The 6,470-nt window shown below is 38.8% G+C and carries 6 protein-coding genes; 4 read left to right on the top strand and 2 right to left on the bottom strand.

Translation table 11 applies throughout. The features are described 5' to 3' along the window. Window positions 1-60 precede the first annotated feature (60 nt). Window positions 61-1,818: an acyl CoA:acetate/3-ketoacid CoA transferase gene (locus M23134_RS19300; RefSeq protein WP_075164043.1), complete on the top strand. Its 1,758-nt coding sequence runs from the start codon at window positions 61-63 to the stop codon at window positions 1,816-1,818. A gap of 193 nt (window positions 1,819-2,011) precedes the next feature. Here the strand turns inward: M23134_RS19300 and M23134_RS19295 are convergent, their stop codons facing one another. After that, window positions 2,012-2,236, bottom strand: coding sequence for a hypothetical protein (locus M23134_RS19295; protein ID WP_198145057.1), 225 nt, complete (start codon window positions 2,234-2,236; stop codon window positions 2,012-2,014). Window positions 2,237-2,500: 264 nt separating this feature from the next. On the opposite strand from M23134_RS19295, the gene M23134_RS19290 reads away from it, so the two are divergent. The 3 genes from M23134_RS19290 (at window position 2,501) to M23134_RS19280 (ending at window position 5,549) form a co-directional block, all read left to right on the top strand. After that, window positions 2,501-3,616 carry an Ldh family oxidoreductase gene (locus tag M23134_RS19290; protein ID WP_002698945.1) on the top strand — a complete coding sequence of 372 codons (1,116 nt, stop codon included), beginning with the start codon at window positions 2,501-2,503 and terminating at the stop codon, window positions 3,614-3,616. A gap of 174 nt (window positions 3,617-3,790) precedes the next feature. Next, a complete protein-coding gene (gene ytxJ, locus M23134_RS19285; RefSeq protein WP_002698943.1) occupies window positions 3,791-4,186 on the top strand; it encodes a bacillithiol system redox-active protein YtxJ in 396 nt (131 codons plus the stop codon). A 928-nt stretch (window positions 4,187-5,114) separates the two neighbouring features. Then, window positions 5,115-5,549: a hypothetical protein gene (locus M23134_RS19280; protein WP_002698936.1), complete on the top strand. Its 435-nt coding sequence runs from the start codon at window positions 5,115-5,117 to the stop codon at window positions 5,547-5,549. A 356-nt stretch (window positions 5,550-5,905) separates the two neighbouring features. Here M23134_RS19280 and M23134_RS19275 read toward each other — a convergent pair whose 3' ends face one another. Beyond that, on the bottom strand, window positions 5,906-6,352 hold the full coding sequence (locus M23134_RS19275) for a hypothetical protein (RefSeq protein WP_002698934.1): 447 nt from the start codon (window positions 6,350-6,352) through the stop codon (window positions 5,906-5,908). Between the last annotated feature and the right edge of the window lie 118 nt (window positions 6,353-6,470).

The raw sequence follows: 6,470 nt of genomic DNA, 5'->3' as shown, positions 1-6,470 counted from the left end.
CTGAAGCACTTGCCATAGCCATCGAGAACCGATTTAAGGCTACCCCAATCGCCCAAAAACCTGACTTTATTATATGCTGCCGGGCAAGGCGACGGTAAAACCAGGGGGTTGAATCACTTTTCACACCCTGGCATGGTCAAACGGGTCATTGGTGGACACTGGGGGCTTGTACCTACTCTGGGCAAACTTGCCATTGACAACCAGATAGAGGCTTACAATTTTCCACAAGGGGCTATTTCTCATTTGTTTAGAGATGTAGCCGCTGGCAAACCTGGAACCATCACCAAAGTGGGGCTACATACATTTGTAGACCCCAGACAAGACGGAGGTAAAATAAACCAAGCCACCACCGAAGATTTAGTAGAACTTATTCAGCTAAGGGGCGAAGAATACCTCTTTTACAAGGCTTTCCCTATCAATATAGCCCTGTTGCGGGGCACTACTGCCGACGAAGAAGGCAACATTTCTATGGAGCACGAAGCGCTTACGCTGGAATCGCTTGCTATAGCACAGGCAGTAAAAAACTCAGGCGGAATCGTTATTGTGCAGGTAGAACGGGTAACTGTACAACACCACATCAACCCGCAAATGGTGATTATTCCGGGTATTATGGTAGATTCAGTAGTGGTAGCAGACCCTGCCTATCATCACCAAACTTTTTCGGAGGTGTTTAACCCGGCATATACCGGGCATATTACTGTGCCCAAAACATTGATCAAGCGTTTGCCGCTGGATGCCCGCAAAGTAATTGCCAGAAGAGCTGCCATGTTTCTTAAAATTAACTCAGTAGTAAACCTGGGCATAGGTATGCCAGAGGGGGTAGCTTCGGTAGCAAACGAAGAAAACATTCTCGATTACATCATTCCTACGGTAGAGCCAGGCGCCATTGGGGGCATTCCTTCGGGTGGCTTGAGCTTTGGGGCAGTGTCTAATGCTCAGGCAATCATTAGTCAACCTTCTCAGTTTGATTTTTATGACGGGGGCGGGCTCAATCAAGCATTTTTAGGAATGGCTGAAGGTGATGGTACCGGCAATGTAAATGTGAGTAGGTTTGGCAATAGAATAGCCGGGGCAGGTGGTTTTATTAATATTAGCCAAAACGCCAAAGCTGTCTATTTTATGGGCACATTTACGGCAAAGTCGGAGATTGTGGTAGAAGATGGACAGCTCAAAATACTCAAAGACAGCTCTCAGATCAAGTTTGTCGACCAAGTAGGCCAGATCACATTTAATGGTAAATATAGTCAGAGCCGTGGGCAAATTGTGTACTATATTACTGAAAGGGCAGTGTTTAAGTTGACCGAACAAGGGTTAGAACTGATAGAAATTGCACCAGGTATTGATCTGCAAAAAGATATTTTAGACAAAATGGCTTTTAAGCCTCTGATATCAGACGAACTTAAAACAATGGATGAACGCATATTTTTGCCCAAACCAATGAAAATCAGAAAAGATGAGAAGGTATCGTTTGAAGACAGGGTTTTGTTTGAACAAGCTACCAATACGATGTATATCAACCTTGAAGGTATTGTGATTCATAATCACGATGAAGTACAAGAAATAGAAATAGCATTGGTAGAACAGTTTGAGCAGATAGGCAAAAAGTTTAAAGTAGTGGTTAACTATGACAACTTTCATATTGCTGATGAAGCTGAGCGAGCGTTTTTTGAGATGGTAAAACGAAATAACAAGAAGTACTTTACCTCGTCTACCCGTTACTCTACCAATGCATTTTTCCGTCGTCATATAGGCACTAAATTCCAAAAAATAAATGCAGTATTGTACGCCAATAGCGATGAAGCAAGAGAACACCTCTAAGGAAGTAACCAACACCTTTCGGGCGGCTACTCTGCCCGGAAGGTACTAAACATTAATTATTCAGTCAGGCAATATCCACAGGTTAGTTTTGTCAAACAAGGGCGAGAATACTTGTAGCACAAGGAAGCATACCCCAACCTACAAAAGGGGAAAACAACCAGCCACCGACAATAGTAGCTACCAACGGTTGGGTTTAAAAATTATCTTTGATCCATTTTTCAATACCAGCTTCTAACGCCTGCATAGCTTCATCTAATGTCCTGAATCCATCTCCTTCCCAAATAACTCCTTCTTCGTCGGACGCACGTGCTACTATATCTCTTCTAAATTCGTGAGTGATCTCAATGGTATCTTCCTTGATCCAGGAAGCTACTGCAGGATACTTTTGGGCGAGTGTTGAATTATTAGACCCATTCATTGATGCAATCATTTTGGTAGTATTACAATATTGTTGATAGTGTATTGAAAATTTGAAAAAACTATGCCAAAACCACCACATGAGGCTTCTACCATAGGTTTTAGATATTTTAAAGGGCAACTTTTATGCTATAAAAGGGTAAAAACTTAGGTCAAGTTTGATTTTTTTTATAATTTAACAATTACTTCAGGCTGGATTATACTTATTCAAGGGTAATCTTTTAGCTTTGGCAGTTTATTTTCTCACCTATAAAATTTGACACCCATGCCCACATACTATAAATATACCCAACTTTACAACTTTGCCCGTCAGGTATTCAAAAAAATAGGGTGTTCAGATGAACATGCCGAGCAAGCCGCTGATGTTTTGATTAGTGCCGACTTACGCGGGATAGACTCACACGGGATGGCTCGCCTTGCGGGTTATGTAAAACAATGGGAAATAAAAAGGCTCAACCCTACACCCAATATCAAGGTAGTACACGAAACCCCCAGCACAGCAGTAATAGACGGAGACGCAGGGCTAGGCTTGGTAGTGGCTCCTACGGCTATGCAAATTGCCATAGAAAAAGCCCAAAAAGTAGGTACAGGCTGGGTAGCCATTAAAAATTCAGGACACTTTGGCATTGCCGGATACCACGCTATGATGCCTTTGCGCTATGACATGGTAGGCATGACAATGACCAATGCCAGTAGTTTGGTAACGCCTACCTTTTCGTTAGATAAACTACTGGGTACCAACCCTATAGCAGTAGCTGTACCCACCGAAAAATACCCTCCTTTTGTTGCCGATCTTGCGACCAGTGCTGTAGCTTACGGTAAAATGCAAATATTACAACGCCAGGGAAAAGAAGCACCGTTGGGACTGGTGCAAAACGAACAGGGACAACCAAGCCACAACCCACACGAGCCCAAAATTGGAGGTGCTTTGTTGCCTTTAGGCAGCGATCGGGTACACAGTAGCCACAAAGGGTATGCTCTGGGGGCTATTGTAGATATTTTGTCAGGGGTACTTCCTGGGGCTAACTACGGTCCTTGGGTGCCACCGTTTGCTACTGCAGGCAACACCAGTGAGCGTACCCCGCCAGTAGGCGAAGGTACCGGACACTTTGTAGGAGCCATGCGTATAGATGCGTTCAGACCTGCCCAGGATTTTAAGCAAAGTATGGATCATTGGATAAGTACTTTCAAAGAAGCCAAAGCAGTTGAGGGCAAAGAAGTGTTGATTCCTGGTGAACCAGAGCGTAACGCCCACATAGAACGCCTCATTACAGGAATCCCTGTATTGCCTGCTGTAGTTGAAAGTCTCGAAAAATTGGCACAACAGTTTGACTTGGAATGGCTGGAAAACAATAAAGCACAAGCTACCAGTATGCAATAAGGTGAATTAAAAAAACTTAAAAAGTTACAACTTTAGATTGTTTAAAGGTGGTTAGAGGGCTTATATATAGCAAAACTGAACAAAAAAGTGGATAAATGTCGTAATAGTATCTACATTAAGTTTTAAATTGAAGTTTAACCTATAACATTTCGACACACTAAATATGGTTGCAATATGAGTATATCTAATCACTTTTCGCAACAATCTAACGGGAAGTTAACCCCGAACTGGAAAAAGCTTATCAAGCTCGAACAATTACCAGAATTGGTAAAAGAATCTTATAACATACCAGTAGTATTATTTAAACATAGTGTAAGCTGCGGCCTAAGTGCTATGGTAAAATACCAGCTTGAAGAAGAATGGAGCTTTCAGGTCAAAGATTTGTCTTTTTATTACTTAGATTTGATTAATTACCGGGACATCTCTAACAAAATAGCTGAAGAGTTTGACATTCTTCATCAATCACCCCAAATAGTAGTACTACACAAAGGTCAACCTGTAGCCAATACATCTCATTATGCCATTGGTGTAAGTTGGCTTAAGGAGCAACTCTCTGTTTTGAATGAATAATCTTCATCGGCACAAAGTACTGACTTACTCAAAACATTGCTTTGTGCCATAAAATCTATGCATAATGTGTAACTGTCAGATAACCCCAGGCATACCCAAAGTACTATTATCCTATTATCACATAAGTAACGTATAGCTTCATAAAATACAATATTTCTCCCCCCATGTAATGTTTATGTAATTTAGTGATAGTAATCAAAATATTTTGTTTGTACTTTTGTGTCATTAATTACAGAAGATCAGGCAATGAAAAATATAGAGGTAAAATTCTATAAATACTTCAAAAAACTGATTTTCACAGTATTGGGCAACCTCATTAAAATAGCCAAATACTCCTAACACACACTGCTAACAGATTATAATTTATATAAAAGCATCAGGGTAAATACATGTAAGTTTTCAACCTTAATTCATCATTTAATCAAGCTTAAAAACATTTTACTGCCAATAATCACACGTTGAAAATACTTTTTCAAATCTCTAAAACCTCGATTAACTTGGCGTAAACCACTTTTACCCCTGCAAATAAGTCTTAGTTGGCAATGGTCATTTACCTAAGGTAAGGACTTAAATTTATGTGCAATAAAAAAGACTGATTATCAATGTATTACTCTAAAAAACCACAATCTTACAAGGAAAATAACATAAAAAAATATAATAATATTCAGACTCATTTTCCTCAAAAAACTCATCATCAATCTCCTTTTACAAATAACTACACTTTCATAAAAATTTAAAAGTTAACCATACAGTCTATAAAGGCAACAAATTAGTATGATTAACTGCTTTTTTATAGAAAGCTAAAATATGCCCAATCTATACTAGTCAAAGAGTGTAAATAGTTATAAAAATCTTTTTATTGTAATTTTATTACATTAATACTTTTTTAGCTTATCTTCACAACAATAAAACCACTATACGTAAAATTATGCTCACTAACCAACTACAAGACATCCTGGAAAATCCAATGGATGTATATATCGAGATTAAGGGAAAAGCCAGTATTGGTTCTGCCAGTAAAGCCAATGCACTTAAGTTTCACCCTACAACAGGCTTAATATCTTTGTTTGTATGTAATAAATACCTACAACAAGGCATTTCGGGGTGGAAATCGCGCCCTAGTGTTTCACTGATTGTACAACACCCGATGGGTTTTCAAAAGTATGAATTGCAATGTGAATATGTAGAACACCACAAAACCAACCCAAGGGAAAAAGCCTTTCAGGAACAGTATACTCACTCACTGAATCAAATACTGAAAAACTATGGTATCCCTACAGAGGCACCTTCTAACTGTATGACTAGTTGCCAAGTCATTATGCTTAAGATAAAAAGCGTTAAATCTAAGATTCGAATGAGGTAACAGACAGGCACTGTTACTCTACTCCACTATTTTTTACACAGGCTGATGTAAATCTGTCTTTGGATACTGAAAAAACCTATATTCACCGAAATGAAAGTATCTTGTTGAAAAATGAATTGAGTAGAGTGAAAAAAAGGTAAGACTTTATAAAACAAAAATGCCCATGAACATTAAGGTACACGGGCATTTTTTGTTGCAGTTACTAAGTAAAATGATCCAAAAGAAAGCAGTCTCTGTTTGTTCCGTCTTGCGGAACCTCTGATTGAAGACATCCAACGATCAGAGACGAAATTCAGTGGGTGAGTTTTGCAGAGCTTGACCTGACGGCCTGTGGTTAGGTGAGTTTTGTAGTTTTACTAAGCACTGGGCATCAACTTTATTTTGAATATCTTGAATTGACTTTTTTCTTTGTTGTAAAAGAATTTATTCAAAATGTCAAAAATATCATTTCCTCTAAACCAAGAAGTCTGCATTTCTTCGGTCAGCTTTACATTCATCCATTCTATAGCATAAGTTTCCTGACGTTTCTTATATTCGTTAATGTAGTCAATCATTGCTTCCAGAATATTTATTTTATTGCTTCCGGTACACGAATGAAACAAAAACTTATGATTGTGCTCTTTGTTAATTGTAATCAAGTCGAGCTTGATTTGTGGCACCTCGGTTTTGCTCCCTATATTGACAATGTTATAATCAAAATATATTTGAGTATCGTCTAGTAGTTCACGCACAGTGTTTTCTAAATCTATTTCATGCAACAACACTTCGGTAGGTTGTTGAATGGCGTTGGTTCTCTCCATCATAATGGCAATACATCTTTTGTTTTCAACTCTGAGTAATCATCACAAAATAGTTTCCTACCTCTTTTAAAAATAGTTGTTTAGCTCAAGTCAAGCTTTGATAAGCTGTTTCTCCCAAAAA

This window comes from Microscilla marina ATCC 23134 (assembly GCF_000169175.1).
In the GTDB taxonomy this organism is placed as follows: Bacteria; Bacteroidota; Bacteroidia; order Cytophagales; family Microscillaceae; genus Microscilla; species Microscilla marina.
This window is presented reverse-complemented; position numbering and strand designations above follow the sequence as displayed.

Excerpts from the sequence above, each read along its gene's own strand:
- M23134_RS19295 (WP_198145057.1), bottom strand. The coding sequence starts at position 2,236 with ATGAATGGGTCTAATAATTCAACACTCGCCCAAAAGTATCCTGCAGTA.
- M23134_RS19290 (WP_002698945.1), top strand. The coding sequence starts at position 2,501 with ATGCCCACATACTATAAATATACCCAACTTTACAACTTTGCCCGTCAG.
- ytxJ (WP_002698943.1), top strand. The coding sequence starts at position 3,791 with ATGAGTATATCTAATCACTTTTCGCAACAATCTAACGGGAAGTTAACC.
- M23134_RS19280 (WP_002698936.1), top strand. The coding sequence starts at position 5,115 with ATGCTCACTAACCAACTACAAGACATCCTGGAAAATCCAATGGATGTA.
- M23134_RS19275 (WP_002698934.1), bottom strand. The coding sequence starts at position 6,352 with ATGATGGAGAGAACCAACGCCATTCAACAACCTACCGAAGTGTTGTTG.